The following is a 20,995-nucleotide window of genomic DNA, read 5'->3' on the forward strand; positions in this document are numbered from 1 at the left end:
CTCTTCGGGAGTTTCTGGGTCAGCTGAGTTTGCCGTGGCAGTGCTTGAATTTCTTGCCGCTGCCGCACGGGCATGGGTCGTTGCGGCCGACGCGTGCAAACGCCGCGGCTTCGGCGCCCAGGCTGCCGAGCCCCAGGCCCGCGGCCGCGATGCGGCGCTGGTTTTCTTCATCCTGGCGCACCTCGACCTCGCCGGTTTCGGTCGGCGCGCTGTAGGTGATGTTCGAGACGTTCTCGCCGCGGCTCTCCATCGCTTCCGCCGCCTCTTCGAGCTGCTCGCCCGACTGCACGCGCACCGTCATGAGCTGGCGCGTGACTTCGTTCTTGACCGAGTCGAGCAGCTGGCCGAAGAGTTCGAAGGCTTCGCGCTTGTATTCCTGCTTGGGCTGCTTTTGCGCATAGCCGCGCAAATGAATGCCCTGGCGCAGGTAGTCCAGCGAGGCCAGGTGCTCGCGCCAGTGCGTGTCGATGCCCTGCAGCAGCACCATGCGCTCGAACTGGGTGAAGTTTTCCTGGCCGATGAGTGCGACCTTGGCACCGAAGCTGTCGTTGGCGGCATTCACCACCTTCTCGACGATGTCCTCGTCGGACACGGCCTCGGCCGCCTCGATTTCCTTCTTGAGGGGCATGTCGATGCCCCACTCGTTGGACAGCGCCTTCTCGAGGGCGTCGAGGTCCCATTGTTCCTCGACCGATTCGGCCGGCACGTACTGCCGCACGAGGTCGGTGAAACAGCCTTCGCGCAGCGCCGCGATCTGCGCCGTCAGGTCGGCCGCGTCGAGGATGTCGTTGCGCTGCTGGTAGATCACCTTGCGCTGGTCGTTCGACACGTCGTCGTATTCGAGCAGCTGCTTGCGGATGTCGAAGTTGCGTGCCTCGACCTTGCGCTGCGCGCTCTCGATGCTGCGCGTGACGATGCCGGCCTCGATGGCTTCGCCGTCGGGCATCTTGAGGCGGTCCATGATCGCCTTCACGCGGTCGCCCGCGAAAATGCGCATCAGCGGATCGTCCAGGCTCAGGTAGAAGCGCGAAGAGCCCGGGTCGCCCTGGCGGCCCGAACGGCCGCGCAGCTGGTTGTCGATGCGGCGCGATTCGTGGCGCTCGGTCGCAATGATGCGCAGGCCGCCCAGCGACTTCACGAATTCGTGGTCCTTGGTCCACTCGGCGCGAATGTGTGCGACGTCGGCCTCTTTGGCGGCTTCGTCGCGGCCTTCGTCGTTCTCGATCGCCTCGATCATCTTCTCGATGTTGCCGCCCAGCACGATGTCGGTACCGCGGCCGGCCATGTTGGTCGCGATGGTGATCATCTTCGCGCGGCCGGCCTGCGCCACGATGTCGGCTTCGCGCGCATGCTGCTTGGCGTTGAGCACCTGGTGCGGCAGATCCGCCTTGGTGAGCAGGCCGTCAATGATCTCGGAGTTCTCGATCGACGAGGTGCCCACCAGCACCGGTTGCCCGCGCTCGTAGCACTCGCGGATGTCCTGGATCGCAGCCTCGTACTTTTCGCGCGTGGTCTTGTAGACGCGGTCGAGCTGGTCGTCGCGCTTGCTGATGCGGTTCGGCGGAATGATGACGGTCTCGAGGCCGTAGATTTCCTGGAACTCGTAGGCTTCGGTGTCGGCCGTGCCGGTCATGCCGGCCAGCTTGTTGTACAGGCGGAAATAGTTCTGGAAGGTGATGGAGGCGAGGGTCTGGTTCTCGGCCTGGATCTGCACGCCTTCCTTGGCTTCCACGGCCTGGTGCAGGCCATCGCTCCAACGGCGGCCCGTCATCAGGCGGCCGGTGAATTCGTCGACGATGACGACCTCGCCCTGCTGCACCACGTAATGCTGGTCGCGGTGGTACAGGTGCCGTGCACGCAGCGCCGCGTTCAGGTGGTGCATCAGCGTGATGTTGGCCGGGTCGTAGAGCGAGGCGCCTTCGGGCAGCAGCTTGAATTCGCTCAGCAGCTGCTCGGCCTTCTCGTGGCCGTCTTCGGTCAGGAACACCTGGTGCGTCTTTTCGTCGACCGTGAAGTCGCCCGGCACCGTGACGCCCTCGCCCGTGCGCGGATCGGCCTCGCCCTCTTGCTTGGTCAGCAGGGGCACCACTTTATTGATGGCCAGGTACAAGTCGGTATGGTCTTCGGCCTGGCCGCTGATGATCAGCGGCGTGCGGGCCTCGTCGATCAGGATGGAGTCCACCTCGTCGACGATGGCGTAGTTCAGGCCGCGCTGAACCCGGTCGCCGGGCTCGTACACCATGTTGTCGCGCAGGTAGTCGAAGCCGTATTCGTTGTTGGTGCCATACGTGATATCGCTGCCGTAGGCCTGCTGCTTTTCCTCGCGCGGCATCTGCGGCAGGTTGATGCCCACCGACAGGCCCAGGAAGTTGTACAGGCGGCCCATCCACTGGGCGTCGCGATTGGCGAGGTAGTCGTTCACGGTGACCACGTGCACGCCGTTGCCGGTCAGCGCGTTCAAATACACCGGCAGCGTGGCGGTCAGCGTCTTGCCTTCGCCGGTGCGCATTTCGGCGATCTTTCCGTTGTGGAGCGCCATGCCGCCGAGCAGCTGCACGTCGAAATGGCGCATCTTCATGATGCGCTTGGAGCCTTCGCGCACGGTGGCGAATGCTTCCGGCAGCAGGGCATCGAGGGTTTCGCCCTTGGCGATGCGGTCCTTGAACTCCTGCGTCTTGGCGCGCAGTCCGTCGTCGCTGAGCTTCTCGAACTCGGGTTCGAGCGCATTGATGCGCTCCACCGTCTTGCGATACTGCTTGAGGAGCCGGTCGTTGCGACTGCCGAAAATCTGGGTCAGGAAGTTGGTTGCCATTGGCGTGGAGATGGACGGGCACCTGACACACAGGCACTGCGACCGGATTCCCTAAGATATGGTGAAAGCAGTTGGGCGCGCCTTCTTCGAATGCAAGCCTCGAAAGCAAGCGGCTCCAGACCGATCTGCCGGCGCAAGCGTCGGCAAACCGGGCATTTTAGCTGTCTTGTTCCATCCTCCGGATTACCCATGAATCGCCGCTCCGTCCCTCCCTTCACGCTGCAGCAGGCCGCTGAAGGCTCGCCCACCCTGGCGAGCCTGATTGCGCGCGCGCGCGACGCCAGCGAGCGGCTGCGGGCGGTCGAAGGATTGATACCGCCGGCCATGCGGCCCGCCGTGCAGGCCGGCCCGGCGGAAGGCGACGTGTGGTGCCTGCTGGTCAATGGCAGCGCCGCGGCCGCCAAGCTGCGCCAGCTGTCGCCGATGCTGGTCACCCGGCTGCGCAGCAAGGGCTGGGACGTGAACACGATCCGGATCAAGGTGCAGTCCGGGCGCTGAACAAAAAAACGGCCGGCCGCGCAAACCGCCCGGCCCATCGGGACCTGGCTTATTGCGGCTGAAGCCCGATGTCGTGCGCCACCTTCTGCCAGCGCTCGGCTTCCGCGCGCATGAAAGCCCGCAGCTCGCCCGTGGTGGAACCCTTCAGCTGCACGCCCAGCACCGCCATGCGCTCCTTCACCGACGGATGGTCCAGTGCCGCGATCGCCTCGCGCCGCAGCCGCTCGATCACCTCCAGCGGCGTGGTGGCGGGCGCCACCATGGCCCACCACTGGTCGATCTCGAGGCCCTTGAGCCCGCTCTCCGCCAAGCCGGGCACGTCCTTGAGGCCCGGAATGCTCACGCGCTGCGCGCTCGTCACCAGCAGCGGGCGGATCCTGTTGCCGCCCAGGAGGCTGGAACCGCTGGCCAGCGTCGCGAAGTGCCCGGCCACCGTGCCCGCCGCCACGTCGGTGAGCGCCGGCGCCGAGCCGCGATAGGGAACCATGTTGAACTTGATCTTCGTGCGGCTCGCCAGCAGTTCGGCCGCCAGATGGCTCACCGTGCCGGCGCCGCTGTGCGCGATGGCCGGCGGCATCGGCCGGGCGGCCGCCGTCTTGATGAAGGTCTTGAAATCCCGGCTGTCGTCGTCCATGCCCGCAAAGAAAACGAGCGGCGACGTGCCGATCATCGTCACCGGCGTGAAGTCGCGCAGCAGGTCGTAGGGCAACCGCGTCGTCACCGCGGGCGCAATGGCGTGCGGCAACTCGACGATGGAAAGCGTGTAGCCGTCGGGCGCGGCCTTGGCCGCCGCCTCGGTGCCGATCTGGCCGGCGGCGCCGGGGCGGTTGTCGACGATCACCGAGCTGCCGATCGTCTGGCTCATGCGCTGCGCCATGGCGCGCGCAATGGCGTCGGTGCTCCCGCCAGCCGCCCACGGCACGATCAGCTTGATGGGCTTGTCGGGAAAAGCCGCCCAGGCGCGCGGCGCCGCGGCGGTGAACAGGGCGGCCGAACCGGCAGCCAGGAAGGCGCGGCGTTGCATTGCTTGCATGGTTTCGATTCCTTTTGTGTGGCTCGGACGTTCAGGCGGCCTGGTCGGGCCAGGTCGGGTCGCGCGAGGCGTTGGCGGTGAGCATCAGCACCACGTGGGCGTCGTCGGCAATGGCATGGCTTTCGCGCAGCTGGCGCAGGGCGTCCAATCCGGCCGCCGCGCACAGTTCGGCGCTCACGCCGGCCGCCGTGAGCTTTCGCCGGGCCGCGCGGGCCTGGTCGTCGCTCACCACCACCGCGCCACCGCCGGAGGCGACGGCGGCCTGCCACTGCAGGAAAGTCACGGTGGCCCCGGCGGTGGAAAACTGCGCCGTGTCGCCGGGATACATGCCGTTGATGGCGCCGCCGGCAAGCACGCGCGAGAGGCGCGCAAAAGGCTCCACCAGCCAGAGCCGCGGCAGGCGCGAAATGCGTCCGGCGGCCAGCAGGTCGCGAAAGCCCGCGTAGATGCCCCAGGCCAGATCGCCGCGCGCCGTGGGGATCACGACATGATCGGGCAGGCCGCCGTCGGTCAGGCATTCCAGGGCAATGGGCTTGTAGCCCTCGATCGCCAGCGGCGCGCTTCCCAATGCCGGCAGGCGGTAGTTGGTCAGTGCGAAATAGCCCGGTTGTTGTGAGCGCTCACGCACGAAATCCCAGCGGCCGGCGTTGTCCGCAAAGCTGTGGCGCCGGGCACCCAGGGCGTCGAGCTGCCGTGCATAGGCGGCGGGCAAGCCTTCGTAGGTTGCCACTTCGCAGACCAGGCCTGCGGCCCACGCGTAGTGCGCCGCCGAGATCGCGGCATTGCCCGAAGAGGCCAGCACCAGCGTGTGGGCACCGAAGTCCAGCGCCTGCGCCACGCCCACGGCGGTCATGCGGTCCTTGTGAGAGCCCGTGGGGTTGCGCGATTCGTCCTTGATCGCGAGGCGTGCCACGTCGAACTGCCGCGCCAGCTCCGGCATGTCCGCGAGCGGCGTCCCGCCCTCGCCCAGCGTGAAGCCCGGCATGTAGGGCATGGACACGGGGCTGCCGCTGTCGGGCAGGTAGCTGGCGCGCAATCCGGCATGAATGCCGGTGTTCCGGCAGGCCGGGCAGCCATCGTTCGCCAATGTGAGCGGATAGGGGGCATCGCATCGCAGGCACTGAAAGCCTTGCAGGCGAGGGTTTCTCACCGGCGGCAGCGTTCGGGCCAGCGCGCCGCCCGATGGGTTTGCCGATGGGTCGGGAAGTGCGGCGGACTTGAAGTCCAGAACGGACGGAGGTGTGTTCACAGGGGGTCTTGGCAGGGAAGTCGTGCCCAAATCTTAGGCATCTGGAAATAAAATCATCTAGCCTGAAATACTCAAGCGATAAAAAAACTTATCGATGCGCTTCACCGAAATAGAGACGTTCCGGGCCCTGATGCGCGCCGGCTCCACCCGCAAGGCCGCGGCACTGCTGCATGTGACGCAACCCGCCATCAGCCAGTCGCTCAAGCGGCTCGAGGCGCAAGCCGGCATGCTCCTGTTCCAGCGCACCGGTGGGCGGCTGGTGCCCACGCCCGAGGCGCGCGCGCTGTGGACCGAGGTGGAGCGCGTCTTCATCGGCATGGAGGCCATCGAGCACCGCATGCGCAGCCTGCGCGACTTCGGCACCAACCAGCTCGAACTCAGTTGCTATCCGGCCTTCGGCCTCGGCTTCATGCCACGTGCGCTGGAACGCCTGAAGGCACACCGGGGCGATAGTCCCTGGCCGCAGGTGTCGCTGCAGGTGCTCAGCTCCAAGGACGTGCGCGACCGCGTGGCAAAGGGCGTCTCCGACTTCGGCCTGATGGCCGACGAACTGCCGCTCGAAGGCATCGAGCACTCGACCTTCGCGCGGTTTCCCGGCGTGGTCGTGATGCCGCAAGGCCATGCGCTGGCGCGCTTCAAGTGCATCGAGCCGGAGCAGCTCGCAGAAGCGCCTTTCCTGGCCCTGAACCCCGAGGACCCTTCGCACCGCGGGCTCGAAACCGCACTGGCCGAACGCGGCGCGGCGCTTCGGGTGATGGTGCAGACGCCCTACGCGGCCAGCGTGTGCGAGATGGCCGTGCGCGGCCTGGGCGTGGGACTGGTCAACCCGATCACCGCGCTCGACTACGCGGAACGTGGCCTCGTGGTGCGCCGGCTCTCGGTCGACGTGTTTTTTAGCTGCGTGCTGGCCCTGCCCGCGGGCAAGGTGCTGTCCACCACCGCCCGCGACTTTCTTTCGCTCATGCGCCAGCAACTGGCGGAAGACGAGAAGCGCATCCAGCGTTACCTGCGCTGATTCCGCACGGGCCTACTTCCAGGCGAACTCGTGGTTCAGCCCCACGACAAAGCCGCGCACGCCCTGCGGTCCGGTCCTCGAAGCGCTGATATCCACGCTGATCAGCGGCGTGAGGCTGAAGCGCCCGCCGATGCGCGAGGTCCAGACGCCCGCAGCGCGGCTGCGCTCCGCAATGAGCGAGACCTTGTCGTCGAGCGCCCACTCCGCGGCCAGCCCGCCGCGCGGCGTGCGAGCCCCGGTGCCGGTGGCCCAATCGGCGCCGAGGTTGGCGTGAATCTGCAGGCTGCTCGTCGGGCGCCACGTGAGCGGCAGCACGAACTGCCCACCCGCACGGCCACCGCGCGTCAGGTCGAACGCGGCACCGAGAGAAAGTGCCGCGCTCAACGGCGCGTCGGCCGCCGCGCCGAAGAAATTCCATTTGACCTGCGGGCCTGCGACGACCGAGTGCATGCCCGCGGCTGAAAACCGGTCGAGGTTCAGCCCCAGTTCGACAGGCCCCACGCGGCAGGACGGGCCGATGTGCAGCCCGTTTACCGGCTCCGGACCGGTGCGGCCCCACCAGGCTTCGTACTGGCATTGGCCCGGATCGAGCGTGCCGGCATCGTCGACATCGAAATGCCCCGCGGCCTGCGCCCCCGTGCTCGAAAGGCTGCAGGCAGCCGCGAGCAGCCAGGCGGCTCGCGGCCGTCGAATCATTTTTGTGCGTTTGTTGTCTTTCATCGCCTGCATCCCCCGAGGACCGGGAGATTCTAGGGATGAAGACACCCCTTCAGATCTCGAACTGCGGCTGCAGCTCGCGAATGCGCTTGATGGCCACCCCGGCGGCGGCCGTGCGGGTCTCGACGCCGAGCTTCACGTACACCCGCTCCAGGTGCTTCTTGGCCGTGGCGGGGCTGCTGCCGAGAATTTCGCCGATGTCCTTGTTGGTCTTGCCCTTCACCACCCAGTAGAGCACCTCGGCCTCGCGCGCCGTGAGCTTCAGGCTCAGGCTCATGGCCTCGATCACCGCGGTATCCGAAACCTCGCGCATGACGATCATCCACTCGTCGCCGTCGTCGTCCTGGCCGGTCTGCCGATGCAGGCGCAGGCTGAGGCTGCTCGCGCTCGGCGTGCCACCCACGCTCGTCCCGGCGGCGCCCTGCACGATGGAAAGTGCCGGCGGCTCGATGCCCTGCTGCCTGGCATCGGGCGCGTGGCGCCGAAGCCACTCGAGCACCACGGGCGGCGTTTCGGGCGCGCGGGTGTCGCAATAGCGCTGCAGCAGGTCGCGCGCGAGCGCCGTCTGCCAGATCAGCTTGCCCTCGGGCAGGCGCACGGTAATGCTGGCGTAGCCAAAGGCGTCGAGCGCATTGCGCGCCTGGCCGGCCTGCCGCGCATCCTGCCGGGCGCGGCGGGCGCCCTGCAGGTGCACGTTCATGCGGGCCAGCACTTCCTTGGGCTTGATCGGCTTGGTGACGTAGTCGACACCGCCGGCCTCGAGCGCGGCCACGAGGTGCTCGGTTTCGGTGAGCCCGGTCATGAACACGATGGGAATGTGCGCCGTCGCGGCATTGGCCTTGAGCCGGCGCGCCACCTCGAAGCCGTCGATGCCCGGCATCATGGCGTCGAGCAGCACGATGTCGGGGCGCGCCTGCGCGGCACGCTGCAGCGCCTGCTCGCCGTTGGTGGCAATGAGCACGGTATAGCCCGATTCGTCGAGCGCGTCATGCAGCACCGCGAGGTTGTCGGGCACGTCGTCGACGATCAGCACCAGGTCGCTGTTGGCGCCCTGTTCGCGCAGCGTTTTCGCAAGCGGTGTGGTTTCCATGAGACTTGATCTTCAGGCCGCGCTCACCGCGGCGGCAAGCGCCCGGCCCATGGCCTCGAACTGGAACTGGCGCGCGAGCACGCGCTGCGCCTCGGTCCAGGCCAGGCATTCGGGCTGTTCGGCGTCGATTTCGTCGAGCTGGTTCATGATGCCGCGAAAATAGCCCAGGCTCACCGCTTCGTCGAGGGCGCGCAGCCTCGCCATCGAAGGCGCCTGCATCGCGCGCGGCGCGGTGGCGGGGGTCGGCTTGGCGGCCGTGTCGGTCCATCGCAGGCCGAGGCGGCGTTCGAGCCAGTCGAGCAGTTCCGTATGGCGCACCGGCTTGACGAAAAAATCTTCCGGCGCAATGCCTGCGTCGTTGTCCAGGCCCTTGTCGAAGGCATTGGCCGAGACGATGGCCACGGAGGCCTCGGCCAGGCCGAGCTTGCGCGCACGGCGAATCGTCTCCCAGCCGTCGATGCCCGGCATGGCAAGGTCGACGAACATCGCATCGGGCCGGTAGCCGGCCGCGATGAGGTCGAGCGCGTCGTGGCCGCTGGCGGCGGTGCGCAACTCGAAGCCGAGCGGCGCCAGCACATGGCCGAGCAGGTCGCGGTCGGCCTCCTCGTTGTCGACCACCAGCAGCCGCCGGCGAGGTCCTTCGTAGCCGCGCCGCGCGCGCTGCACCGGAGCCGGCCGGCCCGAGGCGCTCGCCGTGTCGTGCACGCGCGGCAAAAAAAGCCGCACGCAGAACAGCGAGCCTTCCCCGGGCGTGCTGCGCACCTTCATCTCGCCGCCCATCAGGTCGGTCAGCATCTTGGCGATGGTGAGGCCGAGCCCCGCGCCGGGCGTGGAGGCCGCAGCCGCATCGCCGCGCGCAAAGGGCTCGAAGATGCGTTCGATGTCTTCGGCCGTCATGCCGGGCCCGGTGTCCTCGATCTCCACCGAAGCGAATTCCCGCGCATACGAAAGCCGCAGCGTCACCTCGCCCGCGGCCGTGAACTTGATGGCGTTGCCCAGCAGGTTGATGAGGATCTGGCACACCCGCTTCTCGTCGGCACGCACCAACTCGGGCAGGGTGCCCGTGGTCTCGAAGCGAAAGCGCAGCCCCTTCTCGGCCGCCTGCAGCTCGAACATGTCGGCCAGCTCCCGCAGGGTGTCGGCAAAGCGCATCGGCCTCGCATGCAGCGTGAGCTTGCCAGCCTCGATGTGGGCAATGGCCAACGTGCCCTCGATGAGCGACAGCAGGTGCTCGCCGCCGCGCTTGATCACCGCCACGGCTTGCTGGCGGTGCGGCGGCACGGACTGGTCTTCGCCCATCAACTGCGCATAGCCCAGGATGCTGTTGAGCGGCGTGCGCAGCTCGTGGCTGATGGCGCTGATGTACCGGCTCTTGGCCTGGTTGGCCTGGTCGGCGGCGCGCCGGGCCTCGTCGGCTGCGAGCTTGGCCTGCTCTGCGACCTCGCGCGCTTCATCCGCGGTCTGCTTGGCGGACTGAAGCGCACGGTCGGTCGCGCGGTGCAACTCGATCTCGCGCATCAGCAAGTGGGTCTGCCGGTTCGATTCCTCCTGCGCGACCCTCCGGCTCTGGTGCGCCAGCACCAGCCACCAGGCCACGACGCCCGCAATCACCAGCAACGCCATGTAGGCCTTGAGAAAACCGGAGCGCAACGACGACTGCTGCACGCTGGCCAGCGCCTCGGCCAGTTCCGATTGCGATGCGATCTGCAGCGCGCTCTCGCCCAATGCGCGCAGCTCCTGCTGATAGAGCACGCCAAACACCACCGCCAGCACCGGCACGATGATCAGCATCAGCAACAGGAAGTGCCCGAGCCCGGTGTCGAGATAGCGCCAACTGAAGCGCGGCAGCAGCCAGCGCAGCGCCGAAGACCATTGCGCGGAGAGGCTCGCATGCGGCTTGCACAGGTCGCCGCAGCGCGCATCGAGCGTGCAGCACAGCGAGCAGATCGCGCCCTGGTAGGCCGGGCAATGGGCCATGTCGGGCCCTTCGTACTCGCGCTCGCAGATCACGCAGTGCTGCACCTTGAGGCGCTGGTAGCTGCCTTCCGCTCCGTCCTCGTGCAGGTCGTGCTCGACCCGCGCCCAGCGAACCGCACGCGGGCCCGTGGCCGGCGCAAAGGCGACCGCGCCATGCGCGACCGAGCCGCGCGCCAGGTAGTACTTGCCGCCGGTGGCCCAGGCCAGGAGAGGCGACACCACCAGTGCCGTGCCGAGCGCGATGAGCGCCGAGAACGCCTGCGCCAGCGGGCCGAAGACGCCGAGGTGGGCGGTGATGGACAGCAGCGAGGCCAGCGCCATCGCACCGACGCCCACCGGATTGATGTCCCACAGATGCGCCCGCTTGAACTCGATGCCGGGTGGCGACAGGCCCAGCGGCTTGTTGATGACGAGGTCGGCCACCACCGCCATCATCCAGGCGATGGCAATGTTGGCAAAAAGGCCGAGCACGTCGCCCAGCGCCTCGAACACGTTCATCTCCATCAGCATGAAGGCGATGAGCGCGTTGAACACCACCCACACCACGCGCCCCGGATGGCTGTGCGCCACGCGCGAGAAAAAATTGCTCCAGGCCAGCGAGCCCGCATAGGCGTTGGTCACGTTGATCTTGAGCTGCGAGATCACCACGAACAGCGCGGTCGCGGCCACGGCCCAGCCGTAGTTCGGGAACACGTACTCATAGGCCGCGAGGTACATCTGGTTCGGATCGACCGCGCGCTCGACCGGCACCATGTGCGTGATGGCCAGGTAGGCCAGCAGCGCGCCGCCCAGCATCTTGACCACGCCCAGCACCACCCAGCCCGGCCCGCCGGCCAGCACGCCAGCCCACCAGCGCCGGGCGCTCCCCGCCGTGCGCGCGGGCATGAAGCGCAGGTAGTCCGCCTGTTCCCCCATCTGGGTGATCAATGCGATACCGACCGTCAGCGCGGCGCCAAACAGGTGCAGATCGAAGCCCTTGGTGCTCGCTTTCGACCCGTTGTAGTGCACGATGCCAGCGAACGCACCAGGATCGCGCACCAGCACGAAGACAAAAGGCACCACCAGCATCACCAGCCAGAGCGGCTGCGTCCACAGCTGCAGCCGGCTGATGGCCGACACCCCGTGGGTGACCAGCGGAATCACCACCAGCGCGCACACCAGGTAGCCCCAGACCGGCGGCACGCCGAGCGCCAGCTCAAGCGCATACGCCATCACCGCGGCCTCGAGCGCAAAGAAGATGAAAGTGAACGACGCGTAGATGAGCGAGGTGAGCGTGGAGCCGATGTAGCCGAAGCCCGCGCCGCGCGTGAGCAGGTCCATGTCGACGCCGTAGCGCGCGGCATACACGCTGATCGGCACGCCCGCCAGGAAGATGATGAGCCCCGTGACCACGATGGCCCAGAACGCATTGGCGAAGCCGTATTGCACCAGCAGCGTTGCGCCCACAGCCTCCAGCACCAGGAACGACGCCGCCCCGAAGGCCGTGTTGGCCACGCGCCATTCGGACCACTTGCGAAAGCGCTGCGGGGTGTAGCGCAGCGCGTAGTCCTCGAGCGTTTCGCTCGCCACCCAGCTGTTGTAGTCGCGCCGCACCTTGACGATGCGCTGGGGCGCGTCATCGGGGCTGGTGGAAGTCTCGGCGGGGTTCACACCGTTTCGGTGCATCTTTCGTGCCATCCATACGTCGTTTGGCGAACACCGGCACGACTGTTGCAAAGCTGAAGCCTGCCCAATAATGGCCCGACCTCCACGCCCTCCGATGCCGCTCCCATGGAACTGACCCCGCGCGAAAAAGACAAGCTGCTGATCTTCACCGCAGCATTGCTGGCCGAACGCCGCAAGGCACGGGGGCTGAAGCTCAACTACCCCGAAGCCGTCGCCCTGATCTCCGCCGCCGTGATGGAAGGTGCCCGCGACGGCAAGAGCGTTGCGGCGCTCATGAGCGAAGGCCGCACGGTGCTCACCCGCGCCGACGTGATGGACGGCATCGCCGAGATGATCCCGGACATCCAGGTGGAAGCCACCTTCCCGGACGGAACCAAGCTGGTCACCGTTCACCAGCCCATCGTCTGACTCCCGCTCCAGAACAAGAAAGACCTGCCATGCGCCACAACGCTTCCAAGACCCTTGCCCTCGTCGCCCTGCTGCTGCCGTTTGCGGCCAGCGCCCACACCGGCGTCGACGGCGGCGTGCACCACGGCTTCGTCACCGGCTTTTTGCACCCGCTCACGGGTGCCGATCACCTCGCGGCCATGGTCGCGGTCGGGCTCTGGAGTGCGCTGGCCGCGCGCCGCGCCTGGCCCGATCTGCTGTGGGCGCCACTGGCTTTCGCGGGCATGCTGCTCGTGGGCGCGCTGATGGGACTGGCGGGCGTGCAGCTGCCAGCCGTCGAACCGATGATCGCGGCCTCGCTGCTCGTGCTGGGCCTGCTGGTCGCCACGCGCATCCGCCTGCCGGCCGCGGTGGCCGCGGCGGTGGTTGGCGTGTTCGCCATCTTTCATGGCGTGGCGCACGGCCACGAACTCGCGGGCGAGCAAGGCGCGGCGTTGACGCTGGCCGGCATGGTCGGCGCCACCGTGCTGCTGCACCTCGCGGGCATCGCGTTCGGCTGGGCGCTGCGCCACGCCAATGCCTGGCTGCCGCGCATGGCGGGCGCCGCCGTGGTGGCGCTGGGCGCCACGCTGCTCTCGCAGGCCGTCTGAACAAAGGCACCGCCACCATGACACCCGGCGAACTTTTCACCGATGAGGGCGAGCACATGCTCAACCCTGGCCGCCGCACCCTCACGCTGGTGGTGCAGAACACCGCCGACCGGCCGATCCAGGTCGGCTCGCACTATCACTTTGCCGAAACCAACGGCGCGCTCGGCTTCGACCGCGAAGCCGCGCGCGGCATGCGGCTCAACATCGCTTCGGGCGCCGCCGTGCGCTTCGAACCGGGCCAGCAGCGCACCGTCGAACTGGTCGACTTTTCGGGCGATCGCATCGTCTATGGCTTTCGCGGCCTGATCCAAGGGAAGCTCTAAAAAATGGCCACCATCGGGCGACGCGCCTATGCAGAAATCTTCGGCCCCACGGTGGGCGACCGGGTCCGCCTTGCCGACACCGACCTGCTGATCGAGGTCGAGGCCGACTACACGCTGCGCGCCGGCGGCTACGGCGAAGAGGTGAAGTTCGGCGGCGGCAAGACGATTCGCGACGGCATGGCGCAGTCGCAGCGCACCAGAGCCCAAGGCGCCGTCGACACCGTGCTGACCAACGCGCTGATCCTCGACCACTGGGGCATCGTGAAGGCCGACATCGGCCTGAAGGACGGCCGCATTGCCGCCATCGGCAAGGCCGGCAACCCCGACGTGCAGCCGGGCGTGGACATCGTCATCGGCCCGGGCACCGAGATCATCAGCTGCGAAGGCAACATCGTCACCGCTGGCGGCATCGACAGCCACATCCACTTCATCTGCCCGCAGCAGATCGAGGAAGCGCTCGCTTCGGGCGTGACCACCATGCTCGGCGGCGGCACCGGCCCGGCCACAGGCACCTTCGCGACCACCGCCACGCCCGGCCCGTGGCACATCGAACGCATGCTGCAGGCCGCCGACGCGTTCCCCATGAACCTGGGCTTCCTGGGCAAGGGCAACGCCAGCCTGCCCGATGCCCTGCACGAGCAGATCGAAGCCGGCGTCATGGGCCTGAAGCTGCATGAAGACTGGGGCACCACGCCTTCGGCCATCAGCAACTGCCTGGACGTGGCCGACGCCACCGACACGCAGGTCGCGATCCACAGCGACACGCTCAACGAATCGGGCTTTGTCGAGAACACCATCGCGGCCGTGGGCGGCCGCTCGATCTGTGCCTTTCACACCGAAGGCGCGGGCGGCGGGCATGCGCCCGACATCCTGCGCGTGGTGGGCGAGGAGAACTTCCTCCCCTCTTCCACCAACCCGACCATGCCCTACACCGTGAACACGCTCGACGAACACGTCGACATGCTCATGGTGTGCCACCACCTGGACGCCGGCATTGCCGAGGACCTGGCCTTTGCCGAGTCGCGCATCCGCAAGGAAACCATCGCCGCCGAAGACGTGCTGCATGACCTTGGCGCGATCAGCATGTTCAGCTCCGACAGCCAGGCCATGGGCCGCGTGGGCGAAGTGGTCCTGCGCTGCTGGCAGACCGCGCACAAGATGAAGCTGCAGCGCGGCAAGCTGCCCGAGGACACCGAGCGCAACGACAACTTTCGCGCCAAGCGCTACGTCGCCAAATACACGATCAACCCCGCCATTGCGCACGGCATCGCGCACGAGGTCGGCTCGCTGGAGGTCGGCAAGTGGGCCGACATCGTGATCTGGAAACCCGCCTTCTTCGGCGTGAAGCCCTTCACCCTCATCAAGGGCGGCACCATCGCCATGGCCGCCATGGGCGACCCCAACGCGTCGATTCCCACGCCGCAGCCGGTGCACTACCGGCCGATGTTCGGCAGCTACGGCGGCTCGCTGGCCAGGAGTTCGCTCACCTTCGTCTCGCAGGCCGGTCTGGCCGCGGGCATCAAGGAACGCTACGGCCTGGCGAAGCACCTGAGCGCTGTGAAGAACATCCGCAACGTGCGCAAGAAGGACCTGATCCACAACGGCTACACGCCGAAGATGGAGATCGATGCGCAGACCTATGCGGTGCGCGCCGACGGGCATCTGCTGACTTGCGATCCGGCGGTGCAGCTGCCGTTGACGCAGCGGTATTTCCTGTTCTAGGTGCGCGTTCAGCCAGAACGAGCCTGCAGGTGTTCGCGAATCCAGGCCGCAAAGCTGCTCTCATCGATGGCGCTGGCGGCGACGTCGAACATCACAAGGGTTGCTTCAGTTTGCGTGACGACCAATCGCTGGCCGTTCAAGGCAAGAAACAAACCCACGGCGAGAAAGGCTACGCGCTTGTTGCCATCGACGAAGGGATGATTCTGGGCAAGCCCTATGCCGTAGGCCGCTGCGAGGTCGGCGAGGTCAGGCTCGCCATAGGCCACGAGCTTGAGCGGCCGCGCCAATGCCGACTGAAGCAAGCCTTCATCACGCAAGCCCGATGCACCGCCGTGTTCGGCCAGGCTCTCGTCATGCAGCAGAACGAGCGTGCGCTGGTCGATCCAACGCCAAGCGCTCATTTGGCAAGCTGGTGGAAGGTGTCGCGGTACTCGCGCATGAACTCGCGGCCCAGCTTGAGCTGCTCATCCACCGCAGGGTCGTACGGCGTCAGGGTGACACCGTTGGCCGCCTCCGTCATGAACACGGTGTCGCCCTTTTCCAGCTTCAAACGTGCCAAGACTTCCTTGGGCAGGATCACTCCCACAGAGTTGCCGATCTGGGTCAGTTTGAGTGCCGACATTGGAATCCCAGAGTTATAACGATTGTTATATTATCGGCAACTTACCGCCGAAATCAAGCTCGCCATGCTCACCGCCAACAAACTCATGCCCCAAGGCCGCGGCCTTGCGCCCGTGCTGCTGAAGCGCGCCGCCACCATCGAACTCGACTGGGACGTGCGCCAGAAAAGCCGTTTCGACGCGACCGATTCGCAGGGTCGGCAGATCGGCGTGTTCCTGCCGCGCGGCACTGCGGTGCGCGGCGGCGACGTGCTGGTGGCCGAAGACGGCTCGCTGGTTCGCGTCATCGCGGCGCCGCAGCCGGTGCTGCGCATCACGCATTGCACGGCCCACGGCACGCCGTTCGACCTGACACGCGCGGCCTATCACCTGGGCAACCGGCATGTGCCCATCGAGCTCAAACCCGACCACCTGAAGATCGAACCCGACCATGTGCTGGCCGATATGCTGCGATCGATGCACCTGATCGTCGTCGCGGTCGAGGAAGCCTTCGAACCCGAGGGCGGCGCTTATGGATCGCAGGAGCATTCGCACAGCGGAGGCCATGGCCATGACCATGCGCATGACCACGGTCACTCCCATGCAAAAGGCCCCAAGCCGCTGGTACTCGCACCGGAGCTGCTGGACGACGATCATGACCATGCGTGATTCAGAGCGGTGGTTGATCGAGCGGAACAACCGCAGCGCCCGGTGTGCGCAGGGCGCCGGGTGCTCCCCGCAGCGAAATAAAGGAGGAGCCGAAGGCGGGGGACATTCGCGGAGGGGAGTACCCGGTGGCCTGTGCACGCGCCCTGGACAAGAGCACTTCAAAAGCTGACATGTCCGACGCGTCCAACAACGCCCACAGCCTCCTGCAGCTCATCTGGCTCGCCTCCCCGGCCCTGCCTGTCGGCGGATTTTCCTATTCGGAAGGCGTCGAAGCCGCAGTGGAATGGGCCGGCATCGATTCGGAGGCCAAGGCCATCGAATGGCTCTCAGACCAGCTGTACCTGAGCTTCGCACGCGGCGACCTCGCACTGGTCGCGCAAGCCATCCCGGCCTGGCGCGCGGGCGACGCCGAACGGATCCGCGCGCTCAACGAATGGGTCCTGGCCACGCGCGAATCGGCCGAGTTCTTCCTGCAGACCGAGCAGATGGGCCGCTCCTTCGTCGAGTGGCTCAAGCTGCACCACGCGGACACGGCCGAGGTCTTCGTGGACCTGCCCGCAAGCTACCCCATTGCCTTCGCCTTCGCGCTGAGCCGCACCGGCGCCACGACACACGACGGCTGCCTGGCCTTCGCCTTCGGCTGGGCCGAGAACATGGTGGCCGCGGCGGTCAAGGCCGTACCGCTGGGCCAGAGCGCGGGCCAGCGCATCCTGGCGCGGCTGGCGCACGAAATCCCTGCCGCCGTCGCCCACGCGATGCGCCTCGGCGACGACGAGCGCCAGGCCTTTGCGCCCCTGCTGGCGGTGTTGTCGGCCCGCCATGAAACACAATACTCGCGCCTCTTTCGAAGCTGACTGAACCGGACAACGCCCATGACCTCCGCCCTGCACCACATTCCCCATCGCACCAAGAAACTGCCGCCGCTGCGCGTGGGCATCGGCGGACCGGTCGGCTCGGGCAAGACCACGCTGCTCGAGATGCTCTGCAAGGCGATGCGCGACAAGTACGACCTGATCGCCATCACCAACGACATCTACACCAAGGAAGACCAGCGCCTGCTCACCGTGGCCGGCGCCCTGCCCGCCGAACGCATCATGGGCGTGGAGACCGGCGGCTGCCCGCACACCGCCATCCGTGAAGACGCCTCGATCAACCTCGAGGCCATCGACCGCATGCTCGAAGACTTTCCCGATGCCGACGTGGTGTTCGTCGAATCGGGCGGCGACAACCTCGCGGCCACCTTCAGCCCCGAGCTGTCGGACCTGACCATCTACGTGATCGACGTGGCCGCCGGCGAGAAGATTCCGCGCAAGGGCGGGCCCGGCATCACCAAGAGCGACCTGTTCATCATCAACAAGACCGACCTCGCCCCGTACGTCGGCGCGAACCTCGACGTGATGGAGCAGGACACGCAGCGCATGCGCCGCCAGCGCCCCTACGTAATGACCAACCTCAAGACCCACACCGGCGTGGCCGAGGTGGTGGCGTTCATCGAAAAGCGCGGCATGCTCACCGCGGCCTGAGCCGCTTCGTCAGAGCGCGGTCCGGTCAGCGCGTCGACGCCGCGGTCTGCCCCAGGAGCGGCAGGCGCAACGTCAGCCCCAGTGCACCGCCCGCATGCGGCGCCGCGTAGATGCGCCCGCCATGGCGGCCCGCAATGCGCTCGCACACGCGCGCACTCGCGGCATGCGCGGCCGCCTGCGTTGCCTCGAGGAACCTCGCGAGCGGCGGGCTCGCGTCGGCTGCGTCGAGGTCTCGCCAATGGACCACGGCCTGGCCGCTTTCCACGCGCGCCGAAACCTGCAGCGTAGCCCCGGGCGACATCACGTTCGCCGCATACCTGGCTACCTTGGAGAGCAGTTCCTCCAGCTCGGCCTCGATGCCGAACACGGGCACCACCTCGTGTGGAACCCGGATGTCGAAACGGATGGGGCGATCGGAGGCGCGCTCGCGCAGCGAGGCAATGAGCGGCCGAAGATCCTGCACGCTGCTCTGGCTCATCTTCTGGCGCGCTTCGCACTTCGCTTCCTCTGCCATTTCACGCGCCAGCCTGCCGGCCTTCACGTTGGAGATGAACAGCGACACGATGAAGGCCAGCACTGCGGCGAGCCCCAGTCCGACGGCCAGGGCGATGCCCAGGCCCAGGTTGGTGGAATACATGGAATCCTCCGTCTTCAATGTCCCGGGCCAGGCCGGAACTCCAGTTCGCCGCCAGCGCCGCGCTCGCAGCTGCCCGACAACGCATCCGCGCGCCGGCCGGGCAGCACGGGGCGCCCGCCTTCAGGCTGGCCCTCGCAAACATTCCAGGACGCGAGTGGCGGCGCATAGCCGCCGGGCGGCATCGGCGCAGCGCCGTGAAAGCCCGGGTACGGCCCCCTGCCCGGCGGCGGGCCGAAGGGCGGAGGCGGCGGAAGCATGATGCAGCCCGAAAGGACGGCCGCGGCGAGCACGCCCGACAAGTGATGGAATCTGATCATTTGAAACTCACGAACAAGTTCACGAGCGCATGCGGCAGGGCTGCGCACTGCGCTGCCCTGCCGCACACTGCCTTTGACGTCAGAAGGCGTGACGGATGCCGAAGTCGTAGCCGGTGGACGAACGCGGCAAGCCCGTGTAGCTGACGCCGGCGCTGCCGTAGCCCGTGGTGCTGGCAGCACTCAGGCTGCCGGTGTAGGCCGCGTCGTTGCGGTTGTTCACGCGCGCAATCGTGGCGTACAGGGCCGTGCGCTTCGAGAGGTTGTGCACATAGCCGAGCGCCAGCTTCTGAACGCGCGGATCTTCGCCGGTGATGCCGACGGCGCCTTCGTTGTAGCGAACCGTGGAATACGACGCACGGATGAGGCCCGCACCCACCGGCATGCTCGCGCCGATCAGGTAGCCGTTGTAGCTGTCGTGGCTGTCGCCGACGGCGAGCTCGAACTTGTTCTTCACATTCGAGAGTTCGCCGAACAGCTTGACGGGACCGAAGTCGTACGACGCACCCAGGTTGATGGTCTGCACCTTGCGGGTCAGCGCCGTGGTGTCGGTGGCGATGTTCTGGCCCACCGCAAGGGCCACGTCCAACGGACCATTCGCATAGCCGAAACGTCCGCCCACATAGCGACCGGCGTTGGTGTTGGTCGACGTCGTGGTGGTGCCGGAGTCGGTGTCCGTGTTTTCGTGGAAGCTGTATTGCACCTGTCCGTAGAAGCCGCCGAGGTTCGGTGGCAGGAAGTAGCCGACCATGTTGCTGGCGCGCGTGTAATTGGCATTGTTCAGGCCGGTGCTGCCGCTCACTGTGCTGATCACGTTGGTACCTGAGCCGTTGGTGCCGAACGGATCGAAGACGGAGTCGTTCCAGAACGTGGCGGTGTAGTCGCGGCCCAGCCGCACTTCACCGAAGCCGCCCGAGAGGCTCACGGTGGAACGGCGGTTGAAGGTCGAAACGCCGGTGGCGCCGTCGTCGTTGGTGATCGGTGCTTCGAGCCAGAAGCTCGCTGCGAGCCCGCCACCGAGGTCTTCGGTGCCGCGGAAGCCGAGGCGGCTGGAGTTGTAGCCCGAGTTGGCGAGGCTCCACTTGCTCTGCTTTGAGCTCAAGCCCGTGGTCGCGTCGCGCGAGGTGGCCGACTGGTAGGTCACGCCGGCATCGACGACGCCGAACAACGTAACGGACGATTGGGCAGAGGCCAGGCCGGTAACGGCCAGCGCGGCGAGTGCCGTGAGGGATTTCTTCATTCAGGTTTCTCCGGTTTTCAGCAGCTCTTCATCGAGCAGCTGGACGGATGGTCCTGTTCAAATTTGGAGGAATCTGGTCGATGCCGCGCGCTTTGCACCGACTGTTGTTTGTGCGCACGCCCAAGCCCTTCAAATGCACAAGGCTTCATACCAGAAATCTCCCAAAAGCCGCGCAATGCTCGGCAACCGAAGGAGCCCGACATGACCATTGCATTGCAGAACACCATCGCAGCCTCGCTGGGTGTGCAGCAGCTCACCAGCGCATTCAGCCCGGCCTTTTCCCACCTGCGCATACTTCGCAACCTGATCATTCCCATGCCCGAGGGGAGCCCGGTTCGCACCGCACAGATCGATGCGGTGCTGGTGTGCGAAACCGGCATCTACCTGTTCGAGATCAAGGCCTGGCGCAACGCCTTCGTCTACCGCAAGAAATCGGACCAGGCGCCGCCGCGCTGGTTCCTGCGGCTGCAAGGCTGCACCCGCGCCCGCGAAGTCAAAGACCCCGCATGGCAGGGCGGGCGCAAGACCACGCAGCTGCGAAGCCTCTTGAGCGACGACCTGCGTCTGCAGTACTTCGTGCTGCTGCCCTGCGAGGGCGTCGAGCTCGAAGGCGTGATGCCGGCCGCGGTGATCACGCAGCAGGACCTGCCCTACATCGCGCGCCTGGTGCGCAACAACGGGCGCACCGCGCGCACCTATCCGCTGCTCGATGCCGAGGCCATCGACCGCACGGCGCAGCGGCTGCTCGACATCCAGGGCGGCCTCTCGGTCGAAGACCACGTGCAGAACTGCCGCGAGAGAAGCGAGCAGATCTCGGTGCGCTGGAACATCGCGGGCGCAAACAACGCCATGAGTGGCATCGGACTGCAATAGCA

21 protein-coding genes are annotated in these 20,995 nt (G+C 66.8%); 10 read left to right on the top strand and 11 right to left on the bottom strand.

Annotation, left to right across the window (positions count from 1 at the left end; translation table 11 throughout):
- Positions 1 to 19: 19 nt before the first annotated feature.
- On the bottom strand, positions 20 to 2,812 hold the full coding sequence (gene secA / locus ACJ7Z0_RS11435; protein WP_431128131.1) for a preprotein translocase subunit SecA: 2,793 nt from the start codon (positions 2,810 to 2,812) through the stop codon (positions 20 to 22).
- 189 nt (positions 2,813 to 3,001) lie between these two features.
- Between secA and ACJ7Z0_RS11440 the strand changes: the two genes are divergently transcribed.
- Positions 3,002 to 3,310 carry a DciA family protein gene (locus ACJ7Z0_RS11440; protein WP_015867007.1) on the top strand — a complete coding sequence of 103 codons (309 nt, stop codon included), beginning with the start codon at positions 3,002 to 3,004 and terminating at the stop codon, positions 3,308 to 3,310.
- 49 nt (positions 3,311 to 3,359) lie between these two features.
- On the opposite strand, the gene ACJ7Z0_RS11445 is transcribed toward ACJ7Z0_RS11440, so the two are convergent.
- The gene (locus ACJ7Z0_RS11445; RefSeq protein WP_434789944.1) at positions 3,360 to 4,343 is read right to left on the bottom strand and encodes a Bug family tripartite tricarboxylate transporter substrate binding protein; all 984 of its coding nucleotides are present in this window, start codon (positions 4,341 to 4,343) and stop codon (positions 3,360 to 3,362) included.
- 31 nt (positions 4,344 to 4,374) lie between these two features.
- Positions 4,375 to 5,607: a pyridoxal-phosphate dependent enzyme gene (locus ACJ7Z0_RS11450; protein WP_434792651.1), complete on the bottom strand. Its 1,233-nt coding sequence runs from the start codon at positions 5,605 to 5,607 to the stop codon at positions 4,375 to 4,377.
- A gap of 79 nt (positions 5,608 to 5,686) precedes the next feature.
- Here ACJ7Z0_RS11450 and ACJ7Z0_RS11455 point away from each other — a divergent pair, with 79 nt between their 5' ends.
- Positions 5,687 to 6,607, top strand: a complete 921-nt coding sequence (locus ACJ7Z0_RS11455; RefSeq protein ID WP_434789945.1) for a LysR substrate-binding domain-containing protein — start codon at positions 5,687 to 5,689, stop codon at positions 6,605 to 6,607.
- Between the two features lie 12 nt (positions 6,608 to 6,619).
- Here ACJ7Z0_RS11455 and ACJ7Z0_RS11460 read toward each other — a convergent pair whose 3' ends face one another.
- The 3 genes from ACJ7Z0_RS11460 to ACJ7Z0_RS11470 all read right to left on the bottom strand — a co-directional run bounded on the left by ACJ7Z0_RS11460 (position 6,620) and on the right by ACJ7Z0_RS11470 (position 12,056).
- The gene (locus ACJ7Z0_RS11460) at positions 6,620 to 7,303 is read right to left on the bottom strand and encodes a PA4824 family protein (protein WP_434789946.1); all 684 of its coding nucleotides are present in this window, start codon (positions 7,301 to 7,303) and stop codon (positions 6,620 to 6,622) included.
- Between the two features lie 73 nt (positions 7,304 to 7,376).
- On the bottom strand, positions 7,377 to 8,414 hold the full coding sequence (locus ACJ7Z0_RS11465; protein ID WP_434789947.1) for a response regulator transcription factor: 1,038 nt from the start codon (positions 8,412 to 8,414) through the stop codon (positions 7,377 to 7,379).
- Between the two features lie 12 nt (positions 8,415 to 8,426).
- Positions 8,427 to 12,056, bottom strand: a complete 3,630-nt coding sequence (locus ACJ7Z0_RS11470; RefSeq protein WP_434789948.1) for an ATP-binding protein — start codon at positions 12,054 to 12,056, stop codon at positions 8,427 to 8,429.
- Between the two features lie 105 nt (positions 12,057 to 12,161).
- On the opposite strand from ACJ7Z0_RS11470, the gene ACJ7Z0_RS11475 reads away from it, so the two are divergent.
- Genes ACJ7Z0_RS11475 through ureC form a run of 4 tightly spaced genes read left to right on the top strand, consistent with a single transcriptional unit; the run spans position 12,162 to position 15,138 of the window.
- Positions 12,162 to 12,464 (top strand): urease subunit gamma, encoded by a 303-nt coding sequence (locus ACJ7Z0_RS11475; protein ID WP_015867014.1) that lies wholly within the window; start codon positions 12,162 to 12,164, stop codon positions 12,462 to 12,464.
- Between the two features lie 29 nt (positions 12,465 to 12,493).
- The gene (locus tag ACJ7Z0_RS11480) at positions 12,494 to 13,093 is read left to right on the top strand and encodes a HupE/UreJ family protein (RefSeq protein WP_434789949.1); all 600 of its coding nucleotides are present in this window, start codon (positions 12,494 to 12,496) and stop codon (positions 13,091 to 13,093) included.
- Between the two features lie 17 nt (positions 13,094 to 13,110).
- Positions 13,111 to 13,416: an urease subunit beta gene (locus ACJ7Z0_RS11485; protein WP_434789950.1), complete on the top strand. Its 306-nt coding sequence runs from the start codon at positions 13,111 to 13,113 to the stop codon at positions 13,414 to 13,416.
- A 3-nt stretch (positions 13,417 to 13,419) separates the two neighbouring features.
- Entirely contained in the window at positions 13,420 to 15,138 is a 1,719-nt protein-coding gene (gene ureC, locus ACJ7Z0_RS11490; RefSeq protein ID WP_434789951.1) for an urease subunit alpha, read from the top strand.
- 8 nt (positions 15,139 to 15,146) lie between these two features.
- Here the strand turns inward: ureC and ACJ7Z0_RS11495 are convergent, their stop codons facing one another.
- Positions 15,147 to 15,539 carry a type II toxin-antitoxin system death-on-curing family toxin gene (locus ACJ7Z0_RS11495; RefSeq protein WP_434789952.1) on the bottom strand — a complete coding sequence of 131 codons (393 nt, stop codon included), beginning with the start codon at positions 15,537 to 15,539 and terminating at the stop codon, positions 15,147 to 15,149.
- The gene (locus tag ACJ7Z0_RS11500; protein WP_434789953.1) at positions 15,536 to 15,760 is read right to left on the bottom strand and encodes an AbrB/MazE/SpoVT family DNA-binding domain-containing protein; all 225 of its coding nucleotides are present in this window, start codon (positions 15,758 to 15,760) and stop codon (positions 15,536 to 15,538) included. The genes ACJ7Z0_RS11495 and ACJ7Z0_RS11500 overlap by 4 nt, the downstream gene beginning before the upstream one ends.
- Before the next feature lie 64 nt (positions 15,761 to 15,824).
- Here ACJ7Z0_RS11500 and ureE point away from each other — a divergent pair, with 64 nt between their 5' ends.
- The 3 genes from ureE to ureG all read left to right on the top strand — a co-directional run bounded on the left by ureE (position 15,825) and on the right by ureG (position 17,929).
- Positions 15,825 to 16,406, top strand: coding sequence for an urease accessory protein UreE (gene ureE / locus ACJ7Z0_RS11505; RefSeq protein ID WP_434789954.1), 582 nt, complete (start codon positions 15,825 to 15,827; stop codon positions 16,404 to 16,406).
- Between the two features lie 170 nt (positions 16,407 to 16,576).
- Positions 16,577 to 17,260 (top strand): urease accessory protein UreF, encoded by a 684-nt coding sequence (locus ACJ7Z0_RS11510; RefSeq protein WP_434789955.1) that lies wholly within the window; start codon positions 16,577 to 16,579, stop codon positions 17,258 to 17,260.
- 18 nt (positions 17,261 to 17,278) lie between these two features.
- Complete coding sequence (ureG, locus tag ACJ7Z0_RS11515) at positions 17,279 to 17,929, top strand: urease accessory protein UreG (protein WP_434789956.1); 651 nt, start codon at positions 17,279 to 17,281, stop codon at positions 17,927 to 17,929.
- A 25-nt stretch (positions 17,930 to 17,954) separates the two neighbouring features.
- Here the strand turns inward: ureG and ACJ7Z0_RS11520 are convergent, their stop codons facing one another.
- The 3 genes from ACJ7Z0_RS11520 to ACJ7Z0_RS11530 all read right to left on the bottom strand — a co-directional run bounded on the left by ACJ7Z0_RS11520 (position 17,955) and on the right by ACJ7Z0_RS11530 (position 20,120).
- A complete protein-coding gene (locus tag ACJ7Z0_RS11520; protein ID WP_434789957.1) occupies positions 17,955 to 18,566 on the bottom strand; it encodes an ATP-binding protein in 612 nt (203 codons plus the stop codon).
- Positions 18,567 to 18,580: 14 nt separating this feature from the next.
- Positions 18,581 to 18,883: a hypothetical protein gene (locus ACJ7Z0_RS11525; RefSeq protein ID WP_431128092.1), complete on the bottom strand. Its 303-nt coding sequence runs from the start codon at positions 18,881 to 18,883 to the stop codon at positions 18,581 to 18,583.
- Between the two features lie 79 nt (positions 18,884 to 18,962).
- Positions 18,963 to 20,120, bottom strand: coding sequence for a porin (locus ACJ7Z0_RS11530; RefSeq protein WP_434789958.1), 1,158 nt, complete (start codon positions 20,118 to 20,120; stop codon positions 18,963 to 18,965).
- A gap of 201 nt (positions 20,121 to 20,321) precedes the next feature.
- Here ACJ7Z0_RS11530 and ACJ7Z0_RS11535 point away from each other — a divergent pair, with 201 nt between their 5' ends.
- Entirely contained in the window at positions 20,322 to 20,993 is a 672-nt protein-coding gene (locus tag ACJ7Z0_RS11535) for a nuclease-related domain-containing protein (RefSeq protein WP_434789959.1), read from the top strand.
- The last annotated feature ends 2 nt before the right edge of the window (positions 20,994 to 20,995 follow it).

Source organism: Variovorax palleresanus (assembly GCF_051144945.1).
Classification (GTDB): Bacteria; Pseudomonadota; Gammaproteobacteria; order Burkholderiales; family Burkholderiaceae_C; genus Variovorax; species Variovorax paradoxus_S.

Bases quoted from the DNA above. Each gene is read 5' to 3' on its own strand.
- secA (WP_431128131.1), bottom strand. From the start codon at position 2,812: ATGGCAACCAACTTCCTGACCCAGATTTTCGGCAGTCGCAACGACCGG.
- ACJ7Z0_RS11440 (WP_015867007.1), top strand. From the start codon at position 3,002: ATGAATCGCCGCTCCGTCCCTCCCTTCACGCTGCAGCAGGCCGCTGAA.
- ACJ7Z0_RS11445 (WP_434789944.1), bottom strand. From the start codon at position 4,343: ATGCAAGCAATGCAACGCCGCGCCTTCCTGGCTGCCGGTTCGGCCGCC.
- ACJ7Z0_RS11455 (WP_434789945.1), top strand. From the start codon at position 5,687: ATGCGCTTCACCGAAATAGAGACGTTCCGGGCCCTGATGCGCGCCGGC.
- ACJ7Z0_RS11460 (WP_434789946.1), bottom strand. From the start codon at position 7,303: ATGATTCGACGGCCGCGAGCCGCCTGGCTGCTCGCGGCTGCCTGCAGC.
- ACJ7Z0_RS11465 (WP_434789947.1), bottom strand. From the start codon at position 8,414: ATGGAAACCACACCGCTTGCGAAAACGCTGCGCGAACAGGGCGCCAAC.
- ACJ7Z0_RS11470 (WP_434789948.1), bottom strand. From the start codon at position 12,056: ATGCACCGAAACGGTGTGAACCCCGCCGAGACTTCCACCAGCCCCGAT.
- ACJ7Z0_RS11475 (WP_015867014.1), top strand. From the start codon at position 12,162: ATGGAACTGACCCCGCGCGAAAAAGACAAGCTGCTGATCTTCACCGCA.
- ACJ7Z0_RS11480 (WP_434789949.1), top strand. From the start codon at position 12,494: ATGCGCCACAACGCTTCCAAGACCCTTGCCCTCGTCGCCCTGCTGCTG.
- ACJ7Z0_RS11485 (WP_434789950.1), top strand. From the start codon at position 13,111: ATGACACCCGGCGAACTTTTCACCGATGAGGGCGAGCACATGCTCAAC.
- ureC (WP_434789951.1), top strand. From the start codon at position 13,420: ATGGCCACCATCGGGCGACGCGCCTATGCAGAAATCTTCGGCCCCACG.
- ACJ7Z0_RS11495 (WP_434789952.1), bottom strand. From the start codon at position 15,539: ATGAGCGCTTGGCGTTGGATCGACCAGCGCACGCTCGTTCTGCTGCAT.
- ACJ7Z0_RS11500 (WP_434789953.1), bottom strand. From the start codon at position 15,760: ATGTCGGCACTCAAACTGACCCAGATCGGCAACTCTGTGGGAGTGATC.
- ureE (WP_434789954.1), top strand. From the start codon at position 15,825: ATGCTCACCGCCAACAAACTCATGCCCCAAGGCCGCGGCCTTGCGCCC.
- ACJ7Z0_RS11510 (WP_434789955.1), top strand. From the start codon at position 16,577: ATGTCCGACGCGTCCAACAACGCCCACAGCCTCCTGCAGCTCATCTGG.
- ureG (WP_434789956.1), top strand. From the start codon at position 17,279: ATGACCTCCGCCCTGCACCACATTCCCCATCGCACCAAGAAACTGCCG.
- ACJ7Z0_RS11520 (WP_434789957.1), bottom strand. From the start codon at position 18,566: ATGTATTCCACCAACCTGGGCCTGGGCATCGCCCTGGCCGTCGGACTG.
- ACJ7Z0_RS11525 (WP_431128092.1), bottom strand. From the start codon at position 18,883: ATGATCAGATTCCATCACTTGTCGGGCGTGCTCGCCGCGGCCGTCCTT.
- ACJ7Z0_RS11530 (WP_434789958.1), bottom strand. From the start codon at position 20,120: ATGAAGAAATCCCTCACGGCACTCGCCGCGCTGGCCGTTACCGGCCTG.
- ACJ7Z0_RS11535 (WP_434789959.1), top strand. From the start codon at position 20,322: ATGACCATTGCATTGCAGAACACCATCGCAGCCTCGCTGGGTGTGCAG.